Annotated in this window: 21 protein-coding genes and 1 pseudogene; 10 read left to right on the plus strand and 12 right to left on the minus strand. The window is 38.9% G+C overall.

From position 1 onward, the window contains the following. Positions 1-29 precede the first annotated feature (29 nt). Together KIT27_04405 and uvrA are read right to left on the minus strand one after the other, a co-directional pair. Positions 30-974, minus strand: a complete 945-nt coding sequence (locus KIT27_04405; GenBank protein ID MCW5588887.1) for a hydrolase — start codon at positions 972-974, stop codon at positions 30-32. 120 nt (positions 975-1,094) lie between these two features. Beyond that, complete coding sequence (uvrA, locus tag KIT27_04410; GenBank protein ID MCW5588888.1) at positions 1,095-3,950, minus strand: excinuclease ABC subunit UvrA; 2,856 nt, start codon at positions 3,948-3,950, stop codon at positions 1,095-1,097. 216 nt (positions 3,951-4,166) lie between these two features. Between uvrA and KIT27_04415 the strand changes: the two genes are divergently transcribed. The 6 genes and pseudogenes from KIT27_04415 to KIT27_04440 all read left to right on the plus strand — a co-directional run bounded on the left by KIT27_04415 (position 4,167) and on the right by KIT27_04440 (position 10,280). After that, positions 4,167-6,455 carry a hypothetical protein gene (locus tag KIT27_04415; GenBank protein ID MCW5588889.1) on the plus strand — a complete coding sequence of 763 codons (2,289 nt, stop codon included), beginning with the start codon at positions 4,167-4,169 and terminating at the stop codon, positions 6,453-6,455. 197 nt (positions 6,456-6,652) lie between these two features. Continuing rightward, positions 6,653-6,880 (plus strand): ParD-like family protein, encoded by a 228-nt coding sequence (locus KIT27_04420; GenBank protein ID MCW5588890.1) that lies wholly within the window; start codon positions 6,653-6,655, stop codon positions 6,878-6,880. Continuing rightward, positions 6,873-7,296 (plus strand): annotated as a pseudogene (locus KIT27_04425) (type II toxin-antitoxin system RelE/ParE family toxin). Before KIT27_04420 ends, KIT27_04425 begins: the two are co-directional and overlap by 8 nt. A 122-nt stretch (positions 7,297-7,418) precedes the next feature. After that, a complete protein-coding gene (locus tag KIT27_04430) occupies positions 7,419-8,786 on the plus strand; it encodes an MFS transporter (GenBank protein ID MCW5588891.1) in 1,368 nt (455 codons plus the stop codon). A gap of 30 nt (positions 8,787-8,816) precedes the next feature. Further along, entirely contained in the window at positions 8,817-9,278 is a 462-nt protein-coding gene (ssb, locus tag KIT27_04435; GenBank protein ID MCW5588892.1) for a single-stranded DNA-binding protein, read from the plus strand. 360 nt (positions 9,279-9,638) lie between these two features. After that, entirely contained in the window at positions 9,639-10,280 is a 642-nt protein-coding gene (locus KIT27_04440) for a hypothetical protein (protein MCW5588893.1), read from the plus strand. 273 nt (positions 10,281-10,553) lie between these two features. Here the strand turns inward: KIT27_04440 and KIT27_04445 are convergent, their stop codons facing one another. From KIT27_04445 to KIT27_04455, 3 genes are all read right to left on the minus strand, one after another. Next, a complete protein-coding gene (locus tag KIT27_04445) occupies positions 10,554-11,057 on the minus strand; it encodes a GNAT family N-acetyltransferase (GenBank protein MCW5588894.1) in 504 nt (167 codons plus the stop codon). Beyond that, positions 11,057-11,335: a DUF1778 domain-containing protein gene (locus tag KIT27_04450; GenBank protein ID MCW5588895.1), complete on the minus strand. Its 279-nt coding sequence runs from the start codon at positions 11,333-11,335 to the stop codon at positions 11,057-11,059. The genes KIT27_04445 and KIT27_04450 overlap by 1 nt, the downstream gene beginning before the upstream one ends. Positions 11,336-11,693: 358 nt before the next feature. After that, complete coding sequence (locus KIT27_04455) at positions 11,694-12,893, minus strand: hypothetical protein (protein ID MCW5588896.1); 1,200 nt, start codon at positions 12,891-12,893, stop codon at positions 11,694-11,696. A 295-nt stretch (positions 12,894-13,188) separates the two neighbouring features. Between KIT27_04455 and KIT27_04460 the strand changes: the two genes are divergently transcribed. The 4 genes from KIT27_04460 (at position 13,189) to KIT27_04475 (ending at position 21,912) form a co-directional block, all read left to right on the plus strand. Next, positions 13,189-14,124 (plus strand): LysR family transcriptional regulator, encoded by a 936-nt coding sequence (locus tag KIT27_04460; protein MCW5588897.1) that lies wholly within the window; start codon positions 13,189-13,191, stop codon positions 14,122-14,124. Between the two features lie 352 nt (positions 14,125-14,476). Beyond that, positions 14,477-15,619: a hypothetical protein gene (locus tag KIT27_04465; GenBank protein MCW5588898.1), complete on the plus strand. Its 1,143-nt coding sequence runs from the start codon at positions 14,477-14,479 to the stop codon at positions 15,617-15,619. Between the two features lie 493 nt (positions 15,620-16,112). After that, a complete protein-coding gene (locus KIT27_04470) occupies positions 16,113-20,495 on the plus strand; it encodes a hypothetical protein (protein ID MCW5588899.1) in 4,383 nt (1,460 codons plus the stop codon). Positions 20,496-20,766: 271 nt separating this feature from the next. Continuing rightward, positions 20,767-21,912 carry a hypothetical protein gene (locus KIT27_04475; GenBank protein MCW5588900.1) on the plus strand — a complete coding sequence of 382 codons (1,146 nt, stop codon included), beginning with the start codon at positions 20,767-20,769 and terminating at the stop codon, positions 21,910-21,912. A gap of 65 nt (positions 21,913-21,977) precedes the next feature. Here the strand turns inward: KIT27_04475 and KIT27_04480 are convergent, their stop codons facing one another. The 7 genes from KIT27_04480 to rpsD all read right to left on the minus strand — a co-directional run bounded on the left by KIT27_04480 (position 21,978) and on the right by rpsD (position 26,916). Beyond that, a complete protein-coding gene (locus KIT27_04480) occupies positions 21,978-22,664 on the minus strand; it encodes a hypothetical protein (protein ID MCW5588901.1) in 687 nt (228 codons plus the stop codon). Between the two features lie 162 nt (positions 22,665-22,826). Then, entirely contained in the window at positions 22,827-23,474 is a 648-nt protein-coding gene (locus KIT27_04485; GenBank protein ID MCW5588902.1) for an outer membrane beta-barrel protein, read from the minus strand. A 180-nt stretch (positions 23,475-23,654) separates the two neighbouring features. Next, positions 23,655-24,374, minus strand: a complete 720-nt coding sequence (locus KIT27_04490) for a hypothetical protein (GenBank protein MCW5588903.1) — start codon at positions 24,372-24,374, stop codon at positions 23,655-23,657. Positions 24,375-24,478: 104 nt separating this feature from the next. After that, on the minus strand, positions 24,479-24,697 hold the full coding sequence (locus KIT27_04495) for a hypothetical protein (protein ID MCW5588904.1): 219 nt from the start codon (positions 24,695-24,697) through the stop codon (positions 24,479-24,481). A 193-nt stretch (positions 24,698-24,890) separates the two neighbouring features. Then, positions 24,891-25,262, minus strand: a complete 372-nt coding sequence (gene rplQ / locus KIT27_04500; protein MCW5588905.1) for a 50S ribosomal protein L17 — start codon at positions 25,260-25,262, stop codon at positions 24,891-24,893. Between the two features lie 12 nt (positions 25,263-25,274). Further along, positions 25,275-26,276, minus strand: a complete 1,002-nt coding sequence (rpoA, locus tag KIT27_04505) for a DNA-directed RNA polymerase subunit alpha (protein MCW5588906.1) — start codon at positions 26,274-26,276, stop codon at positions 25,275-25,277. 19 nt (positions 26,277-26,295) lie between these two features. After that, the gene (rpsD, locus tag KIT27_04510; GenBank protein MCW5588907.1) at positions 26,296-26,916 is read right to left on the minus strand and encodes a 30S ribosomal protein S4; all 621 of its coding nucleotides are present in this window, start codon (positions 26,914-26,916) and stop codon (positions 26,296-26,298) included. Positions 26,917-26,930 lie beyond the last annotated feature (14 nt).

Below are 26,930 nucleotides of genomic sequence, written 5' to 3' on the forward strand. Positions count from 1 at the left end.
GGCTCCTTTCCAGGCTACGGCTAAAATTTTTATAAAAATTGTTTGCAGTAATTCAAAATTTTTTGTCCCATCCAAAAACGGGAGTCTTTGGCGCAAAAACCGACGTGACCGCCGTCTTTGGTTAATATTAATTGTATGTGTTTTGGTAAGGTCTGTGGATTGGGTAATGCGGCTAGTGGAATTAACGGATCGTTTTGGGCATGAATTAATAGGGTGGGAATTTTAATCGCGTCTAAATAAAAAATTGAGCTGGATTGTTGATAGTAATCATGAACATCAGTAAATCCGTGTAAGGGTGCTGTCACCCAATCGTCGTATTGCCAAAAATTACTGGCTTTTTGAATGATTTCTAAGTCAATCGGGCTGTCAATAATACTGAATTTTTTGTATAAATTATTTTTTAATTCGCGCAATAAATGCCATTGATAAAATCGACTGCTGCCTTGATTCACATAATCAGCGGTTAACGCTAAATTATACGGCACGGAAATGGCGATGGCGGCTTGCAAAAAATTAGGTTGAATTTCGCCTAACCATTTTAATAATAAATTTCCACCTAAAGAAAAGCCTACGGCAAATTTTAATTGACTAGGAAAACGTTGTTGAATGTGATCGACCACGTATTGTAAATCGGGTGTATCACCGGCATGATAACAACGAGCTAACCGATTCGGTTGTCCGCTACAACCGCGAAAATGCATGACCACTCCACAGAGATTATTTGCGACTATTAATTCACATAAGCGGGTAATATAAGAGGATTGCGAAGAACCACATAATCCATGCAACATTAAAATTATCGGTTGTGAAGGATTTCCCACCCAATCTAAATCTAAAAAATCACCATCGGGTAATTCGAGGCGTTCGCGCTCGGCAGTGAGAGTAAATTTGTGTGCGGTTAATGCAGGCCATAAGGTTTGCAAATGTTTGCCACGTAACCACCAGGGTGTTTGAAATGGGATTATTGTTTCCATACCATGTAACCTTTTATTAAGTTTGCCGTAGCCTGGAACGGAGCTTAGCTGCGATCCAGGATCGAAGTTTTAAAAAACTCTGGTTCCTGGATCTTCGCTGCGCTCCGTTCCAGGCTACATTCAATCCAGGCTTGCTAATTCTGGTGATTTTTTGGGGGTTAATATTTTTTTTAAAAAATGAGCGGTATAGGAAGTTTTATGCCGCGCCACCTGTTCTGGTGTTCCCGTCACCATAATTTCTCCGCCTTTATTGCCGCCTTCTGGGCCTAAATCGATAATCCAATCGGCGGTTTTAATCACATCTAAATTATGTTCAATCACCACCACAGTATTGCCATTATCACGTAAATCATGCAACACTTTTAATAATTGTTCGACATCGTAAAAATGCAAACCGGTTGTGGGTTCGTCTAAAATATATAACGTATTTCCGGTATCGCGTCGCGATAATTCTTTGGCTAATTTTACCCGTTGCGCTTCACCCCCTGATAATGTGGTTGCTGATTGTCCTAAACGAATATAAGCCAGTCCCACATCGATTAATGTTTGGCATTTGCGTGCAATAGCAGGGATGGCATCAAAAAATTGCCGCGCTTCTTCTACGGTGAGTTGTAACACGTCGTGAATATTTTTTCCTTTATAGCGAATTTCTAAGGTTTCACGATTATAGCGTTTACCCTGACAAATATCGCAAGGCACATACATATCCGCCATAAAATGCATTTCAACTCGCAATACGCCATCGCCTTGACACGCTTCGCAACGCCCGCCTTTAACATTAAAACTAAATCGTCCGAGTTTATATCCGCGCGAGCGCGCTTCTTGTGTGCCGGCAAATAATTCACGAATTGGGGTAAACATTCCTGTATAGGTGGCCGCATTGGAGCGGGGTGTGCGACCAATGGGGCTTTGATCGATATCGACTACTTTATCTAAATGTTTCAATCCATTAATAGCATCGTAAGGGCCAATCTCTAACGTGCTGGCGCCATTTAATTCGGTGGCGACTAACGGATATAACGTATCGTTAATTAAACTCGATTTTCCTGAACCAGAAACGCCGGTAACACACACAAATAATCCGAGTGGAATGGTTAAATTAACCGATTTTAAATTATTGCAGCGTGCGCCGGTTAATTCTAATAATTTATTTTTATTGAACGGTGTGCGTTGTTTAGGAATTTGAATTTGGCGTTGCTGCGATAAATATTGTCCGGTTAATGATTTTTTATTTTTCATGATCATCGCAGGCGTGCCTTCGGCAACAATTTCTCCTCCGTGCACACCGGCACCTGGGCCAATATCAATCACATAATCTGCGGTTAAAATGGCATCTTCATCGTGCTCTACCACTAACACGGTATTACCAATATCACGCAAATGCGTTAATGTTTTTAATAAACGTTCATTATCGCGTTGATGCAATCCAATCGAAGGTTCATCGAGAATATACATCACGCCCACTAATCCTGAACCAATTTGGCTGGCTAAACGGATGCGTTGTGCTTCGCCCCCCGATAAAGTATCGGCGCTGCGATCGAGGGTTAAATAATCTAAACCGACATTGACTAAAAATTTTAAACGTTCATTGATTTCTTTAATAATGCGTTGAGCAATCTTACCGCGGTGGCCACTTAACGTTAAATTGAAAAAATAATCGTGGCATTGCCCCACGGGCAGCGCGCAAATCGCCGGTAAATTATAGCCTTCAATTAAAACATGACGCGCCGATTCGCGTAAGCGTGTGCCTTGGCAATCTTGACAAGCATGCGTCGTTAAATATTTTGCTAATTCTTCACGCACCATGTTAGATTCCGTTTCGCGATAACGGCGTTGCATATTGGGAATAACGCCTTCAAAGGTGTGTTTACGACGATAACTATCGCCACGATCATTTTCATATTTAAAATTAATAATTTCTTCGCCGCTACCGTATAAAATAATGTCTTGAATTTTTTTCGGTAATTTTATGTAGGGTTTTTCTAAATCGAATTTATAATGCGTTGCTAGGGATTGCAGCATTTGAAAATAATAGGGATTACGTTTATCCCAACCGCGCACAGCACCTTCTGCTAAACTGGCATTAGGTTCGCGCGCAATGCGTTTGGGATCGAATTCTTGTTGCACGCCTAAGCCATCGCAGGTGGCGCAAGCACCGACCGGATTATTAAACGAAAATAATCGTGGCTCTAATTCCGCTAACGAATAACCGCAATGGGGACAAGCAAATTTACTGGAAAAAATAATATCGGCTTGCTCATTTTCCATAAATCCTACTTTAGCGAGACCATCTGCTAAATTTAAAGCGGTTTCTAAGGATTCTGCCAAACGTAATTGTAAATCGTCGCGTACTTTGACGCGATCGACAATCACGTCAATATCGTGTTTGCGGCGTAAATCTAAATTTGGCACCTGATCTAATTCATAGAGTGTGCCATCAATGCGAGCGCGCACAAATCCTTGGCTGCGTAATTCATTCATGAGCTGAATATGTTCGCCTTTACGTCCTTGCACCACCGGTGCCAAAATCATAATTTTAGTGTCAAGTGGCAACGATAAAATGTGATCGACCATTTGACTGATGGTTTGCGCATTGAGAGCAATGCCATGTTGAGGGCAATGCGGTTGCCCGACGCGTGCGAATAATAAGCGTAAATAATCGTGAATTTCGGTGATGGTTCCAACGGTCGAACGAGGATTATGCGATGTCGATTTTTGTTCGATGGAAATGGCAGGTGACAAGCCTTCAATATAATCCACATCCGGTTTTTCCATCATCGATAAAAACTGCCGCGCATAGGCGGATAAGGATTCGACATAGCGGCGTTGCCCTTCAGCATAGAGCGTATCAAAAGCTAACGAGGATTTTCCCGAACCCGATAAGCCGGTGATAACAATGAGTTTATCGCGAGGAATGGTCAACTCAATATTTTTTAAATTGTGGGTGCGCGCGCCTTTAATGTGGATGTGATCCATGGCAATACTCAATTGGCTGTTAGGATGGGCGTATTATAACGAATTGGATATGTAAGGCATATAGCAGCAAGCGAAGATGTCGAAGAGTTATTGTGAAAAGGATAAACCACTCACCCTGGCGGGAATCGATGACTCTGTAATAAATCCTTAATATTTTTTCTTTATAATTGCTGGCTTATTTGAAAATAATAATAATATGAAGAGAGTTTTCGTAGCATGTTCTCAAGAATAAACACTGCCCTATCTACTGTTCGCAGTCAAATAAATAATTTTGTATCGTTTTTTTCTCCCTCTTCGGTGGAATCATCTGAATTTGACCCCATTGAAGTTTGGCAGCGATTTCAACGTGAAATTGAAGCACGTCTAAAAAATCAATTGCATTATTCTGACGATCAAATTGAATTTGCTTTAGACGTTTTCAGACATCATATTTTGACCTGGTATGAGAATGAAGGTAACTATAATCCACAACGCAAGCCACCTCGGGCTGTATTGAATAAAGCGCTTAGGGAATGTAACGTTTATTTTCGTAATATCAGTCCAGTGATGGCGGAATTTCATCAGGGTAAAATTGGGTTATATGAAATTAATATTTTTTTACAAAAAGGTTTAAAAACTCGTCACAAAAATATTTATCAAAAATACTATGAATTATTAGTATCCAAGATAGACGATATCCTGTTAACCACAGCGTTTGCTGCTGATATGGAAAAAATTAATAATCTTGCTGGCTTTAATCAGCTCGTTGAGTTTTATCAACAAACATTGAATTTATCCCCTAGCCAATTAAATACGTTATTAATGCCTTATCAACAACAGTATAAAAATTATTTTAGTGATATCAGTCCCATCCCAGAAGAGTATCAGCAAGGTAAAATGGGTTTATACAAAATTTATCTTTTAGGTTCACAAACCAAACACGTAGATATTTATCAAAACTATTACCAATTTATCTTAAATACAATCACTAATAGCCAATTAAAAAAGGCCTTTGCTGCTGATGTGAAAAAAAGCAATACGATTAGCGAGCTTGATCAGTTAGTGGAGTTTTATCGTCGGACGTTTAAATTATCCACTAGTCAATTAAATAAGTTATTACTTCCTTATCAAGATCATTCAAAATATGGTGAACGCGTTCAGGAAATGTTAGACGCGACGACTGAGGTTCACCCACAAAAAAATTCTGGAATTTCTTGGGGGAAATTGTTAGCCGGCGCTGCTGCTCTGCTATTACAATTTCGCGGTATTGCGGGGAGTAAAATTAGTTTGCGCGGGGAACACTCTGATAAGGATAATTATCAATTACAAAGCGATTGCTCACCCGACAAAATTCACATGGAATGCTATCTTAACAATTATTATATCGCAGGTGATAGACTTTTTCCCTTTTTTGGAGATAGTAGCATAGAATCCTATTTTAGCACTCAGCCTTATTTAATCTGCCGCATGACATTATCTCCTCCGCTGACCATTCCAAATGATAGCCGTTTTTTTAGTGATTTTTTTACTCCGCGTCGATTACCTGGCGACTTATCGTTTCTCGAAAAGCCACCCCTAGTACCATTTCCTGATGAAGTATCGGGTCTTGATATAACTCTTTTTGGTCCCTTACGGCGAGCTGGCACATTTGAGTTTAACTTGAATGGAAAAGCCATTTGTAAAACGGATGGTACAACAGTTGAAAATAATAATACCCAAATTATCAACATTGTGGGTGGTGAATTAATCGCTAATCAACATTATTTAGGCAATCAGCCGAATCAAGTATTCTCTCATATTAGGATTATTCCCGACAATTTTGCCGCTTTTGGGAGTGTTAGTGTTGATAATAACACGACACAGCGCCTGAGTGTTACAGCAGCCAGGGACTTAACCACAACCCCCGAATGCCCACAAAGTGTTAGTGTAAAAAACATTCAAGCCGCTTTGATGCTCAATGACCGCCAACTCACCGAAATTAATACGGACGTTACCATTAAGCAACCCTCTCTAACCTTAGCCCCAATTCAGGAGCAACAGTTTAATCCTAACACGGGTGTATTACAGTTTACGTTACCGATTACCACCAATAGTGCTAATATCAACGTTACCGTAGATAATCACACTATTTTTCGGGGTAATCCACGAGATTTTGATGGACGCTTTGCTTTATCTCGTGCGTCGAACGATACGACCTATCGCAATATTACGATAACACCTAATTGTGGGTCTGCGAAAAGTGTTCAAGTATTTGTGCCTGCTAAACCCAATGCGACGAACTCAACGTCTCCAACCAACACCACCTCTGATAATCCACCTGAAGCCGTGAATTCATCATCGAGTGATCCGAGATTAGTGATTGGACTGAGTGCTGGAGGTGGTGCTGCGGTGGTGGTGCTGGCTCTTGTGGCTTGTTGCCTGAAACGTAAAGGCAGTACCAACACAGCAACTGGCCAGGATCAGAATATGGAAGTTGAAATGGATAGTACGAATCATACACCTCGACCCACCACCTCAACGGGTTAAAATAAATTCTGTTAATGTTGCTCCGCCGGTAATGCGGCGATTCTTGCATTAACTATTTCTTGAACTGCTTCACGAAACTCATTGGCAACAACGTCACCGCTCGCTGATGAAATATCTGGGCTAGATTCAAGTTGCAATATTGAAACCCTTTCACCATACTACAAATGTCGCAACGAGAAACTTTTGTAGGTGATGAAATGGGTATTCCAATACGAATTAGTAAAACCATTTATGACGACGCTAAAAAGATAGCACATGCGGAATGCCGTTCTATTCCCAATCAAATCGAGTTTTGGGCGAAAATAGGAAAATGCGCACTGGATAATCCAGACTTACCAACGGAATTTATAAAAGATCTTTTAATCTCAAAAAACACTGATCGTTCACTCGCTGAACCTTTTGATTTTGAGGAAAAAAGTGACTAACATAACGATAAAACAAATGCCCGCCTTTAAAAAAAGCTTATAAAAAGCTCCATCCACAGGAAAAAATAAGCGTTAATGAAGCCATCCATGAGATTATCAAGAACCCAAACGTAGGCGAAGAAAAAAAAGGTGATTTAGCTGGTGTGTATGTTTATAAGTTTAAAATCCATCACCAAGAAACTCTACTGGCTTGTGAGTGGGATCCTAAGGAACGGTTACTATTGGCATTAGGCGTTCACGAAAACTTTTATCGTGATCTAAGAGCCTGTTCAAAGTCTCCAAGCTTGAGTCAGAAAGTGTCGATTTTTGAGCACCGGAGCGCAGTTTACACGTCAGTAAATGAGCACCGGAGCACAGAAAATCGGCAGTTTATGACCAAGATTGGAGACTTTGAACAGGCTCTAAAGAAGCGGTAACAACCTCATTCGCTATAACGACCTCATTCCTAGGAGTTATACCCATTCTAATCAGTTTCATGCCTTGGCAGCATCTGTTAGAATGGCGACCTCTGTTGAATTCACCAGGAAAATAAATATCAATGAATCCGCAAGAACGTAAAGCCACGTTCAGTTTAGCCAGTATTTTCGCGCTGCGCATGTTAGGATTATTCCTCATTTTGCCCGTGTTTTCCATCTATGTAAAAACGCATTTGCCTGGCACTACTTTGTTTTTAGTCGGCATTGCCTTAGGTGTTTATGGGTTAACGCAAGCGTTATTGCAAATTCCCTTCGGCGCGTTATCCGATCGCTTCGGGCGTAAACCCATTATTGCATTCGGTTTAGTGTTGTTCGCCAGCGGTAGTATCGTTGCGGCATTAGCGCATTCCATTCACGGGATCATCATTGGCCGCGCCTTGCAAGGTGCCGGCGCGATTGGTTCTACGACTTTAGCGTTGGTGGCCGATTTAACCAGCGAAGAAAATCGCACTAAAGCCATGGCAACGGTGGGCATGACCATTGGTTTAGCATTTTCCCTCGCCTTTATTGCGGGTCCTATTTTAAACGCATGGATTGGCGTGCCAGGTATTTTTTGGTTAACCGCTATTTTTTCTCTATTGGGCATTTTAGTCTTATTTTTACAAGTCCCAAATCCAAAAAAATCAGTCTTTCATCGCGATACTGAGGCGATGCCCTCGCAAATCTTAACTACTTTAAAAAATCCTGAATTATTACGTTTAAATTTAGGCATTTTTTCGTTACATGCCAGTTTAACGGCACTGTTTTTAGTTGTCCCCGTTACCCTGCAACACATTGCTAATATTCATGCCCATGATCAATGGATTATTTATTTACCCGTATTAATCCTCGCGTTTTTTACCATGCTACCGTTTATCATTATCGCGGAAAAAAAACGAAAAATTAAACCCATTTTTACCAGTGCCATTTTAGTCTTATTGTTTGCGCAAGCAGGATTATTGAGCTTGCAAACTTCTGCGCTTGGCACTGCACTGTGTTTATTTGTTTATTTCACTGGGTTTACATTGCTCGAAGCGCTATTACCCTCTTTAATTTCTAAAATTGCTCCCAGCACTCATAAAGGTACGGCAATGGGAATTTATTCCAGTTCACAATTTTTGGGTATTTTTATCGGTGGCGTTTGTGGAGGCTTTTTATATAGTCATTTTCAACAAAACGGCGTGTTTGCGTTTGGTAGTTTATTGTGTTTGCTGTGGTGGTTGTTTGCCATCAGCATGCAAAAACCGCCTCACTATGGCACCCATTTAATTAATGTCGGCCCCATAAATCCCGCACAAGCACAGGAATTAACGCGTGCTTTTTTAGCGTTGCCGGGTGTTGCAGAAGCCGTGGTTTTGGTTGAAGATGGCATTGCTTATTTGAAAGTCGATAATCAAATTGTCGATAAAAATGCATTGCATCGGTTTGCAGTCAATGAACACAACGTTTAGTATTATTGGATCTTAATAGGAGACACTCACATGGCTAGAGGTATTAATAAAGTTATTTTAATTGGTAATTTAGGCAACGATCCCGAAGTGCGTTACATGCCCAACGGCAGCCCTGTTGCCACCGTGAGCATTGCAACGTCCGATGCCTGGAAAGATAAAAATGGCGAATTGCAAGAACGCACCGAATGGCATCGCGTGGTTTTTTTCAATCGTCTTGCAGAAATTGTGAAAGAATATTTGCATAAAGGTTCTAAACTGTATATCGAAGGCAGTCTGCGCACACGCAAATGGCAAGATAAAAATGGCGTCGATCGCTATACCACAGAAATTATTGGTAGCGAAATGCAAATGTTGGATTCGCGCGGAGCAGGTAGTAATAAGCAACAACAAAATAATTTCAGTGCTCCACCTACGCAAGAGGATTATTCGCAAATGCCAGAAGCCTCTTCCAGCGCCCCAGTCACCGGCTTTGATGACGATATTCCGTTTTAAAAACTCCTGAACACTTCAGTAACGTAAACAGCACATCAAAGAGCACAAGTAGGTTGGGTTGAGCAATCGCGAAACCCAACTTGCTGAATAGGTTAATTGGTGGATTTTGCTTCTCTTAATCCAATCAACTGCTTACTACTATACCGCTCGCCAATGAAGATGCGGGGAGTCGGAGATTAAGTCGCAGGCGTTAGGTAATAAGTGCGTTCGCTAAGCTTTCGCAAAAAAAAGAGGAAAAATAGGTGCTTATTAGGATAACTCACTTCGACAATCAGTGAAAATTTCTAACCCTAGATTTTGGCTTCAGCCGCATCTTAAAGTGCGTTGGGTATATACCCAACGCACTTCAAGATGCGCCCCTTGATCATACCAATAATGGGTATTATAATACCAATTATGGGAACAATAGACTCTAACCTTTCAAATGTCCTATTCTCTAAAGTACGGCAACGCGTATTGGCCTTACTTTATGGTCAGCCTGATCGTAGTTTTCATACCAATGAAATTATCCGGTTAACCTTCTCAGGAACTGGGGCCGTTCAGAGAGAGCTTGAGAAATTAGCTGCTGCTGGAATAATAACGACGCACGCTATTGGTAATCAAAAGCATTATACAGCTAATTGTTCGTCACCCTTGTTTGCAGAATTACGTGGTATTGTATTAAAAACATTTGGATTAGCTGATGTGTTACGACAAGCCCTGATCCCTATTGCTTCACAGATACAAATCGCTTTTATCTATGGTTCTATTGCCAAACAACAAGACACTGCTACCAGTGATGTGGATTTGATGTTGATAGGTAATAACCTAACTTACGCCGATTTATTTAAACTACTTGAAGAAATACAAATAAAATTAGGTCGCTCCATACACCCAACTTTTTATTCAGAAACCGAATGGACACGAAAATATCGAGCAAATAATAATTTTTTAATACAAATCACAAAGCAACCAAAAATTTTTCTAATAGGAAATGAGGATGAGCTTGCCAGACTTAGATAACTTAGTAAAAGCTGGGCAACTAAAAATAGAGCCCATGAATCAGTTAGAATTTTCCGGTTTATTACGTTCAGGAGAAGCACGATTACACGATGCTACCAACTATAATTTGCTTAGAAAGACTCTAATTTATTGTTTTTTATATAGAATAAAATAAATTTTTTATGAGGTGGGGTAGCTCAATGTGGGTTTTCGTGCTCTGATCCTGGATCCGTAGCGCAGCGAAGTTCCAGGCTAAGGCTGCGCTGTCGTAGTATGATGAAAAATTAAATGAGTTTAACTTAAAATAGATCGTATTGTTGCCAACGTTATCATGAGTGTCATGGGTTGGATGGGAGATTCTACAAACCCGCGAGAAAGATAAAATTGCCGAGCAGGAGCGGATAATGCATGAACTAAAATAGCAAAAACACCGGTATTACTGGCGACGGTTACTGTACGAATTAACGCATCGCGTAATAATGCGCTACCTAATCCCATATTATGAAATTGTTGATCAATCGCTAATCTTCCTAATAATAAGATAGGCAATGGATCAGGCATATTGCGTTGTAGAGCTTTCGGTGCAACTTCTCTGCATAAAGCACCCGTTGATAAACTATAATAACCAACGACCTTTTTTCCCTGACATAATACAAAGCAGCGTGATGCACCAGTCATGTGATTCTTTAACGCACGCTTTTTCAACCATTCGTCGAGTGATGGTTCGCCACACCTAAATTCGTCTACGATATGTTCAAAAGTAATTGGGATGGGCGCTAATAAATCAAGCTCGCACATTATTTCTTTTTATCCCAAGGCGCCTGAGTGTTGAGTAAGCGTTTTAATTTATCGGTAGCAGGAAGAGGTTGATCAAGCAATGCCTGCAGTTTTGCGAATTGTTCTGCATTTACCATAAAAAAAGCTTGGTCGAGTAAAACATCTTCGGCGCGCTGACAGGCAGCATCTAACATAAACTCAGAACGACTACGTCCTTCTCGTTCTGCGGCTTGATCAATTAAATCACGTTGATACACTTTGGCTCGAATGTTAATAGGAACAGAATTTTTATTTAACATAATGAGTGCCCTCAATGACTTGTACTCGTGTAGATTGGGTTGAACAATTAGAAAACCAACCTTGTTCTCTGAAAACTAATGTATACAATAATTATACACGTATGTATATCAATGTTCAACACGGTTTTGCAGAAATTAAAAAAAACCTGGGTTGCCAAAGACAACCCAGTAATTCACTTACGGGTAACATAAACAGTCGCACAACGCCGAAGTCTTTCCCAAGGATAATGCTGTTCCCTAGCATGACACTAAGGTTACTCCCCCTACAGAATTTTCCGTAGTGTTGCGTCACCAAAATCCCTAGTAACGTTATGCTCAATTAAATTATCGGATGCGTTTTCAAAAACTTTAGGGGTAATTAAATGGGTTTCGGGCCTGTGTATATGACACTATTACTGTCAGAAGACGGCGAGTTTATCAGCAGCATACCGCAGGCTACAAGGCACGCTAATACCAATATCCCTTTGATCGCACGCTGAATTGTTGGAGAATTAGCCCCAGCCTCAAGCGCTGTCGTTAAACATCTCCCCGCTGTTTGCGCACAGCTTTCCGTCTGTGTTTTTTTATTTTGATTTTTACGCTTTTTCCGAGTACTTGAACTCTGTGGTGGTTGTAATGAGTTAGAGTTTGAATCTGCTGTTGGCGATGACTTTGATGGAGTCCCATACTGTACTAAATTAATTACTTGGTTAAAAGCTGTGGCGTGAACAAAACTTGGCGTTCCCACTTTATTTGCTGCATTTTTTGAGAAAAAACCTTGTGAAGTGTTTGTTGTACGCCGAGTAGAAACACTACCGCTAGAATTGTTGTGGTCATAAGCTGACGTACTACTGGATGCTAACCTGCATGGTGCTTGATTGCTTGCCTGCGCCATCTCTGATCTATTTACCGTACTAGCCCTAATTCCCACATGACCTGCATAAGTATTAGGATCGGGTTGATAAGTTTCCTTCTTAAGCAAAGCTTCGCGCTTTTCTTGTAGTTTTTTCAAATACTGTTGTGCTTCATCACTCAATTCGTCTAACGTAATCGTTCGGCCGATCAAATGTATAAGCGGTTGACCATCATCTTCTTCATTTCTCACTTGCATACTAGCAAAGGGATGGAAATATTGCTTAAGCGTTACATACTCAATCAAATTGTTTGCATAGTTTTCACAGGCCTGTTCTGAATTATTGGGATTTTGATTTTTAACAATAGTCCATAACTGTTGAATAGCATTAATGCGGTAACAATGTGATTGTATATCGGGTTCGATCCCCAAAAGCCATGTTTGGCATTTTTCTTGTAAGGTATCGAAACGTTGGATCCAATTTTCCACATCATTATCATGGGGTAATGGGCTCTTTTCAGCTACGACTAAATCATGCGGCGCGGCTTGCAATAATGCATCGTAAGCTTGTTTTATAGCTTGGCTATCTTTTTCACGTTTTTGTTGTGTTGCTGCGAATTGTTGTATTTCTGCTCGTGATTTATTAATAACCTCTTGATCGTGTAATGATAATGGTAGTTCTTGTTTTTGAAGTGGTCTGCTGTATAGATGATTTTCGCTGTACATAATATTTTCGTCTCGTTATTATAATTTTAGGTCAATTAGCTTACAAAATAGCATATTTTGTACCCAATCACAACCAGCTTTAATAGGAATGTAAGATAAATTAGGCTTAATCGAGCGCAGAGTAGTCTGGATCGGAGCAAAGCTGCGATGCAGGATCGACGTTTTTAAATTTCTCGGATCCTGGATCTCCGCTACACTGTGATCCAGACTTGCTCTAATGCAAATAAGTGATAATAATATTTTGCTTGGACCATCATAAACCTCATAAACCGTTTTTTTCCTCAAAGGAACCTAAATGAACTTATACCGAATTAATTTAAATTTACTAATCGCACTCGATATATTATTAGCTGAAAAAAATGTAACTGTTGCAGCAAAAAAATTATTTATTACCCAAGCCGCTATGAGCAATAACTTACAACAACTGCGTGAACTTTTTAAAAATGAATTACTCCGGCGGGAAAAAAATCAAATGGTGTTAACTCAATATGCCAAAGAGTTACAACCCAAGTTACATCAAGTTTTACAAGAATTACATAATTTAATTGCGAATGGCCAAACTTTTTCACCAGAAAATTCGACACGGATATTTAAAATTAGTATTTCAGATTATATGGCGACACTCTTATCACCAAAATTATTAGCTCATTTAAAAGATATCGCGCCCAACATTCATTTAAAATTATCGACTGCGTATTATTTAGGCCACGCGGAGCCATTTGAACAAGGCGAATACGATATGGGTTTAGGAAAATTAATTACGGCATCTAATCAGGTTGAGGAAGAGTTATTATTCCATGATTCTGTCGTATTCGTGGTACATCCTAAACATCCATTAGCCCAAAAACGCCACGTAAGCCTGGAAGATTATTTAGCCTATCAACATATCGCGGTGACTGCAGATGATCCGCGGATTACTACCATCATTGAACAAGAACTCGCGAAATACTGTCATCAACGCAATATTAAAATGAGCATGCCGTATATTGGTCCTCTATTTAAAATTATTGCTAATGATCCCTTGTTAATTGGCACCGTCATTAAAAGTGTGGCGTGTGAATATCGCAAATACTATGACATTGTTATTAAGGAATTGCCATTTGATTTAGCCCCCATCGGATTCCATTTGGTGTGGCATAAACGCAGCAACGATGATTTAGGACATCAATGGCTACGAGAACAGTTTCGTTTAATCACTGCCGATTTAAGCCAAATTATTTGTGCTAAATAAAACGATATTTGTTCTGGCTTAAAAAGACTGCTGTCACCTAACCTTCGTTGATATACTCAAAACAATTGGATTTTAGGCGAGGCGTCGAGTTAAAGATGCGAAGGAGTGTATACTGAATACATGACTGAGCAGCTTTAGCTCGACAACAAAGCCTAAAATTCAAGTGTGAAGAGTATAGCTCGAGCAATCATCAGGGTTTAACGATTTTTGCGGAGGATTATTCTGGCATAAATGAAGAAACGAGCGCTATTTCCCCGCTGATTAGAGCATCACTCGATTTTATTTTTTAAAGTATCGCCTTTTCAAGCATGATCGGTATACAATAAAAGTCTTAGATCAGGATGATTACCCCATGAATAATGCCAAGCAAGCCGCCATTTTAAGTATTCTATTTGTATTTTTAACAGGAATGGGTTTAGCACTCCCCTGGGTAGCTTTACCGTATTTAAGTTATTTTTTTAACGTGCCCTTTTATTTTTTGCCTTTGGCTGTGAGCGCTAACTTTTTAGGGTTTATCGTCTCGTTAATCTATTGGCCGCGAGCATGGCAAGGTTGCACGATTAAAACACCTCTGCGCAATGCCATTCTTCTCGCTATCGTAGGTGCCAGTATAGCGATGTTTGCCCATCATTATAGTGTCTTTCTGCTTGGCAATGTAATCTTAGGCGCGAGTTTAGGAAGTGTGGTGACCTTTAACAGTACGTTTATTATTCAGCAAACTATCTTCCGCTTTATCAATCATTTTTCCTTACTAGCCGTATTATTTTCTTTATTTTTAGGCACCGTATTATCCGGTTATATTTTTATTTATCTCGATTGGCGTCCCCTCTTTGCTGGTTTTATTTTATTAGCATTTTTCTATTTGTTAATTATTTTTTATCTAAAACCAGAGGTTACTCTTAATAGCGTTATCCCAAACTCGGGAAATTTATTACCAACTCAATTAGTATGGCAATATGGTTTAATTGATGGATTACTGCATGGTTATGTGCTCGCCTATCTTATCGCCATGCCGGAGTGGTACGTAAAACAATTGCAACTACCGTATCAAATCTATGCTTGGCTCGCATTCTTTCCATTAGCAAGTTATTATCTTGGCACCCGGCTCATGCAGTTCCTTCGTCAACGCTTTTCACCTTATCCCTTATTATTTACCATCGTATTAATTGCATTTTTCACGACGTTATTATTATCGGCATTCGCCTTATTAAAAGATCCCACAGTAAGTTCTATCACCCTGATTATGTCACTTTTTGCGTTGGCAGCCGGTATGATGAGTTCGCTATTTTATTATCTTGCTCTCCTTAAATTATCCAAAGCAGCCACTATTATTACGATGTCACGAATGAGTTTTGCCGCAGGCCTACTGTTAATTACCACCCACCTGAGTTTAAATTCTTACTGGGAATTAACGTTATATACCAGCATTACTTCTATTATTCTCTTGTTATTATTTTATGGCTGCAAATCATCTCCGCCCGCCCCTAAAAATTGACATCGTGCGCAATCTTGGCTACACTTTAAATATATTGAAAATAAAAAATCCGACTTAAAACAACAGGATAACAATAATAATGCCCTCGCATCCTTCCAGTACGCTACAAACAATTTATTATGATGATTTTTGGTATGAAGTATCGGAATTATTTAACCCATCTAACGACATTCCTCCAGAGCAACTTTATAAACGATTTGCTGAATTAATTCAAAATATTCATCCTGCGTTGGCCATTCGTCATTTTCCAGTTACGTTCGATCTCGTCAATTTGCGACATTATTTACAGACATTCCAGCAAGTGGAATCTGTGCCCATACTTAATTTACTCGATACCCTGGGTTTAAGCTCACGTGCGTTAGTCACCTATGCATTTTTGATCCGCCCAACCACCGAAAAAACGGAATTCCCCTATCGCCCGCGAACTGAGCTTGAGTGGGAATGTTTTGCGGAATTATATCCGCATCATCTCACCACATTATTGTTTGATGCCGTGGTCAATGGTAACAACGAAGAATTTAATTTAGCCACTCGCTTGGATTTTTTTAATCCTTTTGCCTATCTGCGGAATGTTCATCCCTATTTTACAGAAATTGATAATTCGGAAACCTTATCTACGGCTGAAAAAATTGCAAGAAAAGATCATCTATTAGTATTGCAAGATCGATATATTCAGAAAAACAATCAAGCGTGCTTGATAATTCGTCCCAATAATGAGCATTTTACACTACCCGATCCCAGTACCCTATTAAAAGTTGTAGCAGAAATTGAAATCGAAATTCCTAAGGCATACGAAAATCATGATCAAAAAGTAATTAAATTATTTTTTCAATTATTAGCTTGGTTACATAATCAAAATTTAAATGAGTTATCGAATATTTTAGCAGCTAATCATGCAATTATCACAGATAATGAGCAGTTAGTACAAACCGTATTTCGATTGACATATTTTTGTACCCATATTAAAAATATATTGCAACAGCTAGAGTCATGCAAAAATAACCCAGCTCAAGAACACGAAGCAAAACGACTCGAAGAAATCCTCACTCAATTTATGAAGGCGGCAAAAAATTCCGAGTTTATTGAGCAGGCTAACTTCTGCGCTAGAGCTGTAGCAGAACTACTCACTCAATTAGAATATCTACTTAATATTTCATTCCATCAAATCGCACTTAGTCAAGCTGAGCATCTTGTTTTATTGGGATTTTGCCAGCAGTATAATATTGATGAAATATTGGAAACTCATGTGGAAAAAATGCAATTATACGCAAACTCAGGGATCTCTGCGTCTTCAACTTACCTAGTCGACCCCTATCGTTTAAATTTATCGTCTTCTTATATTGCTGCATTATCCAAAAAAATGTTGCATCACTATCATCAAGCATTACGTTATCGATTTGCCACGATTTATGATGCTTTGCAAAGCTTACCTAATCAAATAACCTATGAACAGCAAACATTGAAATTAATTACCATACTTATCGGTGAACTAAATGCTATCCAGCTTAATTTACAGCCTTATGAAATAGTAGCTTTACTCACTGGATTTAGCCAGGCAAAACAATGGTGGGAAGCAGGAGCTGTTATTGAGGATGAACTCCCTGAGAATGAAATAGAAGCTATTTTAAAATCTTTAAAAGATCTTTCTTCAGCAGACGTTGCGAAGTACATTAATAGCCTAGATCAATCAAAAATTAGCGCTAAGCAATGGTATAACATTTTAAAAGCTGCTCCTGATAATGCATTATATTTAAAAAGTATTCCACCAGAAAAACGTTTAAAAATGGTAAAGCCTTCGGTTAATGAAAATTTAAGACAGTTTTTTTTAGAAAATATTATTGCTGAAAAATTTGGTGAGCTAGTATATCCTACTATCGCAGAAATTCATGAACAAAGCCCATATCATCATCAACTCTATAATTTTTTAACAACCTATCATGACTTGACTGAAAATGAATTAGCGTTGCTAGATCGACTGCTCAATACTCCAGACGGATTGTATATAATTCGCGAAATTCTATCGACGCTGGATGTTAGTGATATTAATCCTCAGCGATTATTATTGCGCAACACATCAGGGGAAAGCATTTACAGCGCCTTTGCTCAAGATCCTATTCTCAGCGAAGAATTTTGGGGAATTAAAACCTCACGTGATGAAAAATCATTCATTTTAGCCGAATTTGAATTAAGCGATTTGCAGGAATTAAAAGTATTTATTAGCTCAGGCGATAATAATATCCTATCAGTTGAAACAATGGAAAAAATTATTGCTATTGAGGAAACGGATTCAAAATGGCGTTATGAGGCATGTTTTAATTTCGATGAAACCAAAAGAATAGCAACATTATTGAGAAATTCGCATAAAACCCTATTAGCAAACAAGCTCAAATGGCCTAGAGAAAATAACGATAATTTCCATTTAAGTAAAAATGCTGGGTTATCTGTCTGTATAAAAGCACTCAATCAAAGCAGCAATAACAATGAAATCATTAAAGAGTGGCGTTCCCAAACTGAAAAATTATTAGCCACGGGAAGTGTTAGCTTTTGGTTGGGATTTCTGGCTGCTGATAATCTTCATACGCATCTTTTAATAGAGTTATTGTGTTATTTCAATGAAAATGAAGTTGAACTCTATAGCTATGATAATTTCTCATCATTACTTCGAGAAATTTTACAAAAAAATTATAATCCCCCATTGTATACGTTAATTGAAACATTTTTAAAACAACGATTAAAAATTCAATTAGAAGACTTTTCGCAAGATGATGTGTATTCTGCAGAAAGCCCAACTTATCTAGCTACAATTTCTTTATTGCGATCATGCAAGGAAGTAACCTATTCAATTTCACAACACCTTACAGATGATCCTTATTTAGGATCAAGAAATGCTAAGTTCTATGCGCGCATAGGTCTTGCGATTGAAAACGAAAAACAAATAATCACTAATCATGAAATTATATCTAATACTATTCTTAAGCGAGAAAATCCGACCGGTTTATTACATGTATGCGCAAAAAAAATATCTAACTTCTTTAATATCATCTCAGATGATCGCACGCCACCTCTTAATCTAAGTGACTATGCGCTGATGCTTTTAAAATCCTTTCGTTACCAATCTTTAGATAACCTCTTTAAGACTATTGATGACCTAAAGTCCGACAAGAGCTTTTCGGATAACCTGCAAGAATTTTATGAAATTTGTGTTAAACATTACTATTCCGCTAGCTCACCCTCTCGGACTAGGGATGTTTTAGGAAATATCTGTTTAGCTTATTTTAAAGATAAAACTCTAAGTAATCTTATAAATTGGCAGGTTAGAGAAGTTGAAGAAGATGATGGTATTGCTATATTCGGCATTATTAAAGAGCTATTAAATTTTTATTTTGAAGAAGGTGTGAAAATAAATTGTATTACTATAATTTTAAAAAGCGCAAATTTATCTATTAATTCTATAAAAAATTTAATCAATCAAATTAATGATGAGGTTGAATTTATTAGCTTAAAAAATAAGGTTTTGGACTTCTTATTAACTCAAAAAATATTTAATTATCAATATAAAACAATAGCGGAAATATCTAGTGCAAACTCTATTATTTTACAAAACAGACCCGAACTGCAGGCTGGATTTATTAATAATGTTGCTATTAATTGTCTAAAGGACTGTTCAGGAAGCAAGTATCATGAGTTATTTCAACCATTTTATTGGTTCTTTCATCGTGACAGCGTCGCAGAAAATGCTACAAAACTTCAAGCAACCGCTATTCTTAACTTGGAATACGTAAAATCGATGATAGAAAATGAATACCCAATGAATGCTCTCCGAAAAACTTTGTCGAGTTTTTCAAGCTTTGCTGAGTCAAATGAAAATAATCCGGCTATTCATAATTATTTTAAAGCCATGATTCGTGAACTACTAGAGCCAGTCTATTTAACTTCACTCATCAGGAGTTTTGCTGATTTTAAGGGTGTCTTGGGTTATCTTCACGGGTGGAGTGACCATGTTGAAAATCATAAGATGAAGTTTCAAGAATTATACAGCAGAGGATTTGAAAAATTAAAAATTCAATCAATTTCAAATTTGAAATCAGCTGTTTTTATCATACAATCTTATGAGACTAATAAGGAAATAGGTTTGAAACACATCCATGCGCTACTTGAACCAACCGCCTTAATGTTTTTAATTCGTGCTCAACACAATACAGCAGCTAACCAAGCTATTACCCCTATAGCAACCTCGACATCTAACTTCTTCACACATGAGCAGCATGCTATTGATCTCAATCAATTAAGAAGTTTAATGCGTTTTCTTCTCACCAGTTCTCTTAGTAATCAACTCATCAAAAATACTATTTTATCTTTAGCTAACTTTCTTAATTATGCAGAAGCTGCTAAATATGAGTTATTTTCTTGGGTAGATTTTGAAGAATTTGAATCTTTCTCTGTAAGCGAAAATCAATGTAATAGGCTTATAGAATTTTATCAAAAAATAACTCCTCAACTCCTTATTTTTTGCATGGATTTATATTGTCAAACTTATCGCGTTAATCCTTATAAAGTCCTCAATAGCCAATGCAATGCCTTTAAAAAATATTCGCCCGCTCAGTTAGGCAATTTTCTATATCAATATTTCACTGATCCAGTTCACCGCATGCGCACTAAAGCGATAGTTGATCATATTCATTCTTATGGCAATCATTTTATTCTGAGATTACTGAGAGAGATGGAAGATCATTATCGAAATGCTGTTATCAAAACACTATTTGAAATTCCTGAATTCAGAAATATTTTTAGACTTCGTTATTATAAGCATTGCAAAGGTGTTTATGGAAATGCATTTTTTGCAGACAAAGGAAAACAACTTTTTATAAAGAGATGATGTATTTGAGGCCTTAAAAATTGAGAGTGAGGTTGATAACGATAATCCATCAGCAATGCTGTTAAAGGAATTGCATTTTAATTTGCCGAAATATCGACCGTAAGTCGTCACCATTAGCTTAAATCTTACCATGCAACATAACGATAGAATCGAGGCTAATATCAGGCTAATATCATAAGTTGAAAGCGCGATAGACTAATTCCAATTTTTAGTTGGCGCTATCCATTAATATGAGTATAATCGTGCCTAAAATTAACGAGGAATAGTAACCATGCGTAAATTACTCACTCTGGCTTTTTTGTGTTTATCAACTTGTTCTGTGTTTGCCGCGCCCTTGGATAACCAATATATTTCAGTGATTGATGCGGGTAGCAGCGGATCAAGAATTCACGTGTTTCAAATCGATGGAGTAACGAATGGTATTCCTAAGTTAACGGAACTGGTTTCGATTAAAAATAAAATTCCCTTGGCCAGTGCGGCAAACGACCCCACGCAAGCGGTTGCACCAATCCAAGCATTATTAACCGATGCCAGCACTAAAATTGGCACGCAAATCAATCACGTTCCTTTGTATATTTTAGCCACGGCGGGTATGCGCGAAATTCCCGATCAACAACAAGCTGCGATTTATGCGGCACTCACTTCCGCCTTAAAAAATAACAACACTTGGCAATTGCGTGATGCGAAAACCATTACCGGCAAGTGGGAAGGCATTTACGATTGGATCAGTGTGAATGATTTAACTCAACAGTTGGGGCAACCAACGACCACCGGAATTTTAGATATGGGTGGTGCCTCGACCGAAATCACTTATAACGATCCGCAAGATGCCGCAAATTCTGATGATTTTCAATTGGTCCAATTTGGCAATCAAGCCTATCGTTTATTTTCACATAGCTTTTTAGGATTAGGCCAAGACATGGCGTTTGCTTCGAGTGGAATTTCCAATAACTCGAGTTGTTACCCTATCGATTTCACCTTAAAAAATGGTAGTAAAGGACAATTTAATTTTAGCGGCTGCCAAAAAGCCATTGACGACACCTTGGTGAGCAATCAAGTCACTCCGGTTATTCCAAGTCATTTAAACCAAAATGCGTTTATTGGCTTCTCGGGTTTTTATTATACGAGTGATTTCTTTAAAACCACCTCGTCTTTTTCACCCCAACAATTAGAAACGGCAGTAACCTCGGTCTGTAAAACGCCTTGGTCACAACTAGTTAAAGATTATCCGAACGTTGCTCCGCAATATTTAGAAGTCTATTGTTTTGCCGGCACGTATTATACTTCTCTGCTAGAACACGGCTATGGCTTTCCTGCTAACTCACACCAAGTCACCATTGCTAATCAAATCAATAATACCGGTTTAGATTGGACATTGGGTGCTGCAATTTATTTAACCCAAAATCCCTTAGGTTGAAGGTGGCTCAATATAAAAAAGGCTAGAAGATCTCTAGCCTTTTTTATTTTTAACTGTAATTTTAACTAAACGTTAACCCGCACACCAAATTGATAGGAATTGATAATGGGAATGCTAGTGAATAATTCCTCTGATCTTATGGTAGTAGAACTAAAACTATTACCAGCTAAGTGGCTCCAGTCTGCGATAGCTGAAACGTTGCGGGTGATGTGATAAGCGAGTGTTGCACCTAAAACGGGCACAGCTTCCCAGTTAGTGACATGACCTCTGGGTGTGGGAAAACCAAATGGAAGTGGTTGCAGAGAGCTTTCTTCAGCATGGATGCGAATATAGCCCATACCAGCATGCGCATAGGCGCTAAAGCGTGGGGTAAATCGATAACCCACAAAGGCATTGGCATCAAATCCAGAAAATGTAGTAGTTAACGAACCATCCGTATCAAGTCCTTGCGCTGATTCGTACGTCATTTTTCCATAATAACCCCAACCAGCATCAAATCCTAAAAGGATATTTTCTGCAATACTCCGTTGATAACCAAAGGCAAAATGAGCACCTGTCCGATTTTTTTCTTCTTTGTTGGTTGCGACCACATTCTCATAAAGTCGTATTATACCCGGTGTTTGTGAGGTTGGATTATAGGTTAACGCCCCTTCTGCAAACCAGGGTGATGAAGTTGCATAACCCAATCCGCCTGCCATCGCTAAGCCTGCACTGCAAGATAAGAATGCAGCAACTAATGATTGTTTGAACATTTTACTTTTCCCCCAAGTAATCAATCACATTAGAAACGAGGTACGTTACCTAAGTTAATATTCAATTGCAAGTAAATTTATTTAGTGATAACACTCGTCATAAATAAAAAAAGGAGCTAGGGTTGCTAGCTCCTTTTTTTGAGTATGGAATAAAATTAACGATTAAACGTTAACTTTGATACCTACTTGGAAAGAATCTAAAGCTGGGATGTTAGTTGCTAATTGGTTAACACCAGCGTTAGTTAAGTCATCGCCTGCAAAGTGCGAGTAGTCAAATAATGCAGAAACATTATTTGAGAAACGGTATGCAAGTGATGCGCCGAACACAGGAACGTTTTCCCAAGTTGTTCTGTTGGTCGATACGTTAGTATTGGTTGCTTCGGATTTGATACGAATGTATCCAAAACCACCATGAACATATGCAGTTGTATTGTTGGTTAAACGGTAACCGACAAATGCACTGCCATCAAAACCTGAGAAAGTGGTTTTTAAATGGTCAGCATTGGTGTTGTTCACATAGTCAACATTACCATACCAGCCATAACGACCGTGAACACCAGCAACCACTGCGCGAGTTAAGTTAGCTTCGTAACCAACACCGAAAGCTGCACCAGCACCTTTTAACGTATTCGTTGTAGAAGCTGTTCCAAGACCTGCAGTTGCAGCAACAACCGATGGAACTTGGTTAGCTGGAGTAAAGGCAAATGCGCCATCCACAAACCAAGGTGAATTTTGGTAACCCATGCCGCCAGCAAAAGCAACGCCAACGCCACAGGATAATAATGCAGCTACTAAAGTTTTTTTGATCATTCCTATTTCCCCCTAAGTAGATCAATTGATAGACAGATTTGAATTAAAAGAATAGTAATTCAATATCTGATTGCCAACGAATTCTACCTTTATTTCAATAAGATCGCCAACTTTTTTTAAAAAAAATTTAAAAATTTTGCAAAAAGATTAACAACGTAGGCATAAAAATTAATATTTTTATTAAATTAAGCTTAATACCGAGGTTACTTCAAGTGCTTTATCATAATACACATGACTTTCAGGATGTTGTTGTGCGTATTCGGCAATTACTTTATCGCGTTGTAATAATAATTCTGCAATGTAGGGATTGAATAATTGCACCATGGCTGTCAGCCATTGACTGGTAATCGCCCAAGGAGCCGATTCATGCTCGACCTTAAATTGATCCAACATCGAGATTAATACTTCGGCAGAATACCAAACTCCTGGTACAACCCAATGATTTACCGTAAACAAAGCAATAGGTCTACCCTGCTCATTCATGGAAATGGCTATTAAATGCGTTAAATTTTCTTTTTTACCCAAAGACTCATGATAGTGATCATTGGCGATAATAAAATCTGTCCCATAGGGGATGGCCTTTGGCATAAAAAATAAATGAAAATGCCCATGCTCTTGAACGCGTTCATCATCGTTGGATGGATGGGCGTGATAATAATATTGCGTGAAATGAGCAGGATCTCTGACATCGCCCTTGGGTTGATGTTGCCAATAAGGTAACTGATCCGTAGTCGATAATAAGGGAAAAACCACATTGGAATTCCCCAGAGTTTGATAACACCCCTCTATCGTCTTGGCGGCTTGTTGTTGTTGCGGGGTTAATGAAACACGATTTTCTTCAGCTTCTACTGCCGAGTAACCCTTGGCTTGGCACATTTCCCCAGCTTGCTCATTTAGCATAGGCAAAACTCCTGAACGATAGTGAAGATTTTTCCAGCGAGGTACCCTTAAAATAAAACAGACGGGAAGTCCCGTCTGTTTTATTTTAACATGAATAAAAAATACTAATCTGCGGCATCTTGGTGAGAATCGTCACCGGCGCACGTGGCCGCGCACGTAGCAGCACATGTGGTTGCCGCACAACCGCCACAGTTATCGTTTAAAACAGTAGCAAAGCTATGAGCAGGTAAGGCCACGGAATTCGCGTTGGCAACGTTAACTCCCAAAGCAATTGAAGAAACTAAAAGAGCGGCAGCGCCAGTTAATACAACTTTTTTAGACATTGCAATGACTCCATTTTGTTAAAACCGTTATTAGTATACGCTTAAAACCAAGGTATATAGCAATGAATTTATTGTTCTCTTAAACAAATATTTTGATTGACGGTCAATAAGACTTTTGCTATTAAGTGAGGCACCGAATTAAGATATGAAAATGTTCGACTTAAAAAAAAAGCCGGTATTAACCGGCTTTTTTTTATGCTTCTGCTGACTCGCGGTCAACTAATTCTACATAGGCCATTGGTGCGCTATCGCCTAAACGATATCCACATTTTAGAATACGAACATAACCACCTGGGCGTTGTTGATAACGTGGCCCTAGGGTTGTAAATAATTTATCAACGGCATTTTTATCGCGAATACGCGAAAATAGTAAACGACGATTTGCAACGCTATCGGCTTTAGCTTTAGTGATCAGAGGTTCAATCACTCGACGCAATTCTTTAGCTTTTGGCAAGGTAGTACGAATGATTTCGTGTTCCACCAACGAAGCCGACATATTGCGAAACATCGCTTCGCGATGCGAGGTGGTACGATTTAATTTACGTCCTGAGTTACGATGGCGCATGATATTACCCTTTTAAATATTTTCATCTGCTTTTTCACGAAGATTTGCCGGTGGCCAATTTTCTAATTGAGCACCTAATGACAAGCCTTTTGAAGCAAGAACATCTTTGATTTCAGTTAATGATTTTTTACCTAAATTTGGCGTTTTTAGCAATTCAACTTCAGAGCGTTGCACTAAATCGCCGATATAATAAATATTTTCTGCTTTCAAACAATTAGCTGAACGCACTGTTAATTCTAAATCGTCGACTGGTCGTAACAAGATTGGGTCTATTTCTTGTTCTTTTGATTCGGCGGTTTGTTCAACATTGCTTTCGAGTTCGACAAAATAAGCCAATTGCTGTTGCAGAATTGTGGCTGAACGACGAATAGCTTCTTCCGGATCAATCGTGCCATTGGTTTCTAAGTCGATAATTAATTTATCTAAATCGGTACGTTTTTCCACACGAGCACTTTCAACGGAGTAAGCGACGCGACGGACCGGACTGAAGCTGGCGTCTAGTTGTAGTCGTCCGATGCTTTGTGATTCCATTTCTTCGTCACTGCGGGCATTCGCTGGCTGGTAGCCACGACCACGACTCACGTGTAGCGTCATATTTAATGAGCCTAAGTCTGTTAAATGTGCGATGACTAAATCTGGGTTGATAATTTCAACATTACCATCCACTTCGATATCGCCTGCTGTAACCACACAAGCGCCTTTTTTATTTAAACGGAGGTTGACCTCATCGCGCCCATTTAGTTTTATGGCGACGTTTTTTAAATTCAAGAGGATATCAATAACATCTTCTTGAACGCCTTCAATCGTGCTGTATTCATGCAACACACCTTGAATAGTGACTTCAGTGATGGCACAACCTGGCATGGAAGAAAGTAAAATGCGACGCAGGGCATTACCGAGAGTGTGTCCAAAGCCTCTTTCTAACGGTTCAAGAACCACTCGTGAATGACAAGCACCCACTTCCTGGACATGAATGTTGCGAGGTATTAAAAATTCAGTAGCGGAATTGTGCATGTACTTTAATCTCCACGCATTATTTAGAATACAATTCAACAACGAGATTTTCATTGATCTCGCTTGGTAATTCACTACGCTCTGGATCACGTTTAAATGTGCCACGCATAGCCCCTTCGTTTAGCTCAAGCCAATCGGATTGAGTACGATCTTTTGCTAATTCTAGTGCTGCTTGAATTCGTAATTGCTTTTTAGCGCGTTCTCGAACTTCAACCACATCACCAGGTTTCACTTGATACGATGGAATATTGACAACATCTCCATTCACTAAAATAGATTTATGTCCAACTAATTGACGTGCTTCAGCACGTGTTGAAGCTAAGCCCATCCGATACACAACATTGTCTAAGCGACGTTCCAAAAGCACTAGTAGATTATTACCAGTAGAGCCCTTTAAGCGTGCGGCTTCTTTATAATAATTCTGAAATTGTCTTTCCAGAATTCCATACAGGCGACGGATCATTTGTTTTTGACGCAGCTGTAAACCGTAGTCGGATAAGCGGCCACGACGAGCACCATGTTGTCCTGGCGCAGTATCAGCTTTACATTTTGACGATAAAGGACGAACACCACTTTTTAGAGAGAGATCGGTACCTTCACGCCGAGATAATTTACATTTTGGACCAATATAACGAGCCATTAATAGTATTCTCC

The sequence above is a fragment of the Legionellales bacterium genome (genome assembly GCA_026125385.1).
Classification (GTDB): Bacteria; Pseudomonadota; Gammaproteobacteria; order JAHCLG01; family JAHCLG01; genus JAHCLG01.

Excerpts from the sequence above, each read along its gene's own strand:
- KIT27_04430 (MCW5588891.1), top strand. The coding sequence starts at position 7,419 with ATGAATCCGCAAGAACGTAAAGCCACGTTCAGTTTAGCCAGTATTTTC.
- rplQ (MCW5588905.1), bottom strand. The coding sequence starts at position 25,262 with ATGCGCCATCGTAACTCAGGACGTAAATTAAATCGTACCACCTCGCAT.
- KIT27_04450 (MCW5588895.1), bottom strand. The coding sequence starts at position 11,335 with ATGTTAAATAAAAATTCTGTTCCTATTAACATTCGAGCCAAAGTGTAT.
- KIT27_04480 (MCW5588901.1), bottom strand. The coding sequence starts at position 22,664 with ATGTTCAAACAATCATTAGTTGCTGCATTCTTATCTTGCAGTGCAGGC.
- KIT27_04485 (MCW5588902.1), bottom strand. The coding sequence starts at position 23,474 with ATGATCAAAAAAACTTTAGTAGCTGCATTATTATCCTGTGGCGTTGGC.
- KIT27_04420 (MCW5588890.1), top strand. The coding sequence starts at position 6,653 with ATGGGTATTCCAATACGAATTAGTAAAACCATTTATGACGACGCTAAA.
- KIT27_04495 (MCW5588904.1), bottom strand. The coding sequence starts at position 24,697 with ATGTCTAAAAAAGTTGTATTAACTGGCGCTGCCGCTCTTTTAGTTTCT.
- KIT27_04445 (MCW5588894.1), bottom strand. The coding sequence starts at position 11,057 with ATGTGCGAGCTTGATTTATTAGCGCCCATCCCAATTACTTTTGAACAT.
- KIT27_04415 (MCW5588889.1), top strand. The coding sequence starts at position 4,167 with ATGTTCTCAAGAATAAACACTGCCCTATCTACTGTTCGCAGTCAAATA.
- rpsD (MCW5588907.1), bottom strand. The coding sequence starts at position 26,916 with ATGGCTCGTTATATTGGTCCAAAATGTAAATTATCTCGGCGTGAAGGT.
- KIT27_04490 (MCW5588903.1), bottom strand. The coding sequence starts at position 24,374 with ATGCTAAATGAGCAAGCTGGGGAAATGTGCCAAGCCAAGGGTTACTCG.
- KIT27_04465 (MCW5588898.1), top strand. The coding sequence starts at position 14,477 with ATGAATAATGCCAAGCAAGCCGCCATTTTAAGTATTCTATTTGTATTT.
- KIT27_04455 (MCW5588896.1), bottom strand. The coding sequence starts at position 12,893 with ATGTACAGCGAAAATCATCTATACAGCAGACCACTTCAAAAACAAGAA.
- ssb (MCW5588892.1), top strand. The coding sequence starts at position 8,817 with ATGGCTAGAGGTATTAATAAAGTTATTTTAATTGGTAATTTAGGCAAC.
- uvrA (MCW5588888.1), bottom strand. The coding sequence starts at position 3,950 with ATGGATCACATCCACATTAAAGGCGCGCGCACCCACAATTTAAAAAAT.
- rpoA (MCW5588906.1), bottom strand. The coding sequence starts at position 26,276 with ATGCACAATTCCGCTACTGAATTTTTAATACCTCGCAACATTCATGTC.
- KIT27_04460 (MCW5588897.1), top strand. The coding sequence starts at position 13,189 with ATGAACTTATACCGAATTAATTTAAATTTACTAATCGCACTCGATATA.
- KIT27_04405 (MCW5588887.1), bottom strand. The coding sequence starts at position 974 with ATGGAAACAATAATCCCATTTCAAACACCCTGGTGGTTACGTGGCAAA.
- KIT27_04475 (MCW5588900.1), top strand. The coding sequence starts at position 20,767 with ATGCGTAAATTACTCACTCTGGCTTTTTTGTGTTTATCAACTTGTTCT.